The organism is Methylobacterium sp. GC_Met_2 (assembly GCF_026540795.1).
Classification (GTDB): Bacteria; Pseudomonadota; Alphaproteobacteria; order Rhizobiales; family Beijerinckiaceae; genus Methylobacterium.
This window is the reverse complement of sequence record NZ_JALNUM010000231.1, coordinates 1-2,753: the sequence shown is the minus strand read 5'-3', so window position 1 is coordinate 2,753 and position 2,753 is coordinate 1. Positions and strand designations below refer to the sequence as shown.

Genomic DNA, 2,753 nt, shown 5'->3' with positions numbered 1-2,753 from the left:
AGATCGCCATGGCCCTCGTCCGCAAGCAACCTGCCGCGCCAACCCCGGCCCCCGCCGCCGGGGATCCGCGCGCGGCCCTGGAGGGCGCGACGGCCGCCGAACGCCGGGAGGGGGCTCACCTGTTGGCGGGCGATCCCGACGCGGTCGATCCGCTGGCCGACCGGCTCGGCCGGGAGGCGGACAAGAGCGTCCGCGAGGCGATCCTCCTGGCGCTCGGCCGCATCGGCACCGAGGCGGCGGCCGAGCGCCTGTTCGACCTGCTCGGCTCCGAGGATGTCTGGCTGCGCAATGCCGCGATCGAGACCCTGTCGGAGATGGATGCGGCGGTGATCGGCGCCCTCGACCGGGCGCTCTCCGATCCCGACAACGATCGGCGCATCTTCGCGGTCAACATCCTGGTGTCCCTGCGCCACCCCGCGGCGGCGACCTATGCCTGCCGTGCGGTGACCGAGGACGACCACGTCAACGTCGTGGCCCCGGCCATCGACGTGCTGGCCGAGATCGGCACACCCGATATGATCCCGCAGATCGAGGCCGCGGCGGCGCGCTTTCCCGATGCGCCGTTCCTCACCTATGCGGCCCGCGCCGCACGCCACCGCATCGCCTGATCGGCGGCCTGCATGATCGATTCCTTCAACCCGCCGACGCCGGTCGTCGCCGACAGCGATTTCGTGCGCTTCCGCGACTATTTCTACCGCAAGACCGGCATCATGTTCGCCGACAACAAGCGCTATTTCGTCGATAAGCGCTTGCAGGAGCGGATGCAGGTCACCGGTCAGACGCTGTTTCGCGACTACTTCAACACCATCCGGTTCCAGGCCAGCGGCCAGGAATTCCAGGCGCTCGTCAACCTGATGACCGTCAACGAGACGTATTTCTATCGGGAGGAGTATCAGTTCCGCTGTCTCGTGCAGTCGATCCTGCCCGAGGTCACCCGCCGCAAGCGGCCCGGCGAGACGGTGCGGATCTGGTCCGTGCCCTGCTCGACCGGGGAGGAGCCCTACTCGATCGCCTTCCAGCTCCTCGATACCTGGGCCGAGGTCGATCGCTACGACATCGAGATCGTCGCCACCGACATCGACACCACGGTGCTGGAACAGGCCAAGCGCGGACTCTACGGCGACCGCGCGGTCCAGCACGTGCCCAGGGCGACGCTGGAGCGCTTCACGCGGCGGGTCGGTGGCGCCTACGAGGTCATCCCCGACATCCGCGAGTCGATCGCCTTCGCGCGGGTCAACCTCTCGGATTCGCTCTCGACCCGGCAGTTCCGCAACTTCGACGTCGTGTTCTGCCGCAACCTGCTGATCTACTTCGACGACGCCTCCCGCCGCGACGCCGCCCAGACGATCTACGAGGCGCTGAACCCCGGCGGCTTCGTCTGCCTCGGCCACTCGGAATCGATGAGCAGGATCTCCTCGCTCTTCGAGCTGCGCAAGTTCACCGAGGCGATCGTCTACCAGAAACCTTTGAGCGCGGAGGCGTAGGATGGCCCGTATCCTCGTGGTCGACGATGCCACCACCGTGCGGATGTACTACCGGGACGTGCTGGAAGAGGCCGGCTTCACGGTCGAGGAGGCCGTGAACGGCTTCGAGGGCCTGGAGAAGGCCGTGGCCGAGAGCTTCGACCTGATCCTGGTCGACGTGAATATGCCCAAGATGGACGGCTACGCCTTCCTGCGGCAGGGCCGGACCATGCCCGAGCTGCAGGCCGTGCCGGCCGTGATGATCTCCACGGAAAGCGCCGCGCAGGATCGCGAGCGTGCCTACGCGGCAGGCGCCAATCTCTACCTCGTCAAGCCTGTGCGCCCGGAGGTGCTGACCGAGGTCGCCACCGTGATGGCTGGAGTCGTGCCGTGACCAACGCCCTGCTCGCCCAGTTCATCCCGGAGGCGCGCGAACTCTTGGAGCGTGCCGGAAGCGGCCTGCTGGCCCTGGAGAAATCGCACAGCGCCGAGGCCCTCGACGAAATCTTCCGGGCGGTCCACACCCTCAAGGGTACGTCCGGCCTGTTCGACATCGCGCCGCTCACCAACCTAGTGCACGCGGCCGAGGATCTGCTGGTGGAGGTCCGGGCGGGCAAGCTCGCCCTGGAGCCCGAGATCGTGGACGGGCTCCTCGACAGCCTGGATCTCGTCGGTCACTGGATCGACGCGCTGGAGACCCGCGAGGCCCTGCCGGATGACGCCGCGGATGCGATGTCGGGCCGGGTTGTGGCTCTGCGCGGCTGGCTTGAGGCGAGTGGTCCTGCGGCCGCGGCCAGCGCCGTGGCGAGCGAGGCGGCGCCGGACTGGCTCGGCGCCCTGCCCGAGGCCGCGCGTCAGGCCGCCTACGCGTCGGGGTCGCCTCTGGTCGCCTGGAGCTACGAGCCCGACGAGACCTGCTTCTTCCGTGGCGACGATCCGGCCCACCTCGTGGAGCAGGCGCCCGGACTCCTCGGCGTGCGCGTGCTGCCTCGGGAGACCGTCCCCGCGCCCGAGTTCTGCGACCCGGTCCTGAGCTGGCTGCGCTACGAGGCGCTCTGCGCCGCCCCCGCCGAGGCCCTGTCCGAGCATCTGCGCTACGTCAGCGATCAGGTGCAGCTGAGCCCGATCACCCCCGACGCTCTCGTCATCCTGGCGGGCCCCGAGGACGCCGCCGAGGTGTTCGGCGATTTCGGCGTCCGTGCCCGGGCGTTGGTGGCGACCGGGGCGCGGGCGGAACTCAAGGCCGCCGCTGCGGCACTGCTGGGCATCATCGGCCCGGCGACCCGGCAG

4 protein-coding genes are annotated in these 2,753 nt (G+C 69.2%); all 4 read left to right on the top strand.

Going from position 1 to position 2,753, the window contains the following annotated elements; translation table 11 throughout:
• A partial coding sequence (locus tag OXS49_RS33080) for a HEAT repeat domain-containing protein (protein ID WP_267428729.1) occupies window positions 1–608 on the top strand: 608 nt, incomplete at its 5' end.
• Between the two features lie 12 nt (window positions 609–620).
• Window positions 621–1,484, top strand: coding sequence for a CheR family methyltransferase (locus OXS49_RS33075; RefSeq protein ID WP_244006838.1), 864 nt, complete (start codon window positions 621–623; stop codon window positions 1,482–1,484).
• Window position 1,485: 1 nt separating this feature from the next.
• The gene (locus tag OXS49_RS33070; RefSeq protein ID WP_244006836.1) at window positions 1,486–1,857 is read left to right on the top strand and encodes a response regulator; all 372 of its coding nucleotides are present in this window, start codon (window positions 1,486–1,488) and stop codon (window positions 1,855–1,857) included.
• Window positions 1,854–2,753, top strand: a 900-nt coding sequence (locus OXS49_RS33065) for an Hpt domain-containing protein (protein ID WP_267428728.1), incomplete at its 3' end; no start/stop codon positions are given. The genes OXS49_RS33070 and OXS49_RS33065, both read left to right, overlap by 4 nt.

What these genes read in the sequence shown, in the direction of transcription:
- OXS49_RS33070 (WP_244006836.1), top strand. Translation starts at nt 1,486, where the DNA reads ATGGCCCGTATCCTCGTGGTCGACGATGCCACCACCGTGCGGATGTAC.
- OXS49_RS33075 (WP_244006838.1), top strand. Translation starts at nt 621, where the DNA reads ATGATCGATTCCTTCAACCCGCCGACGCCGGTCGTCGCCGACAGCGAT.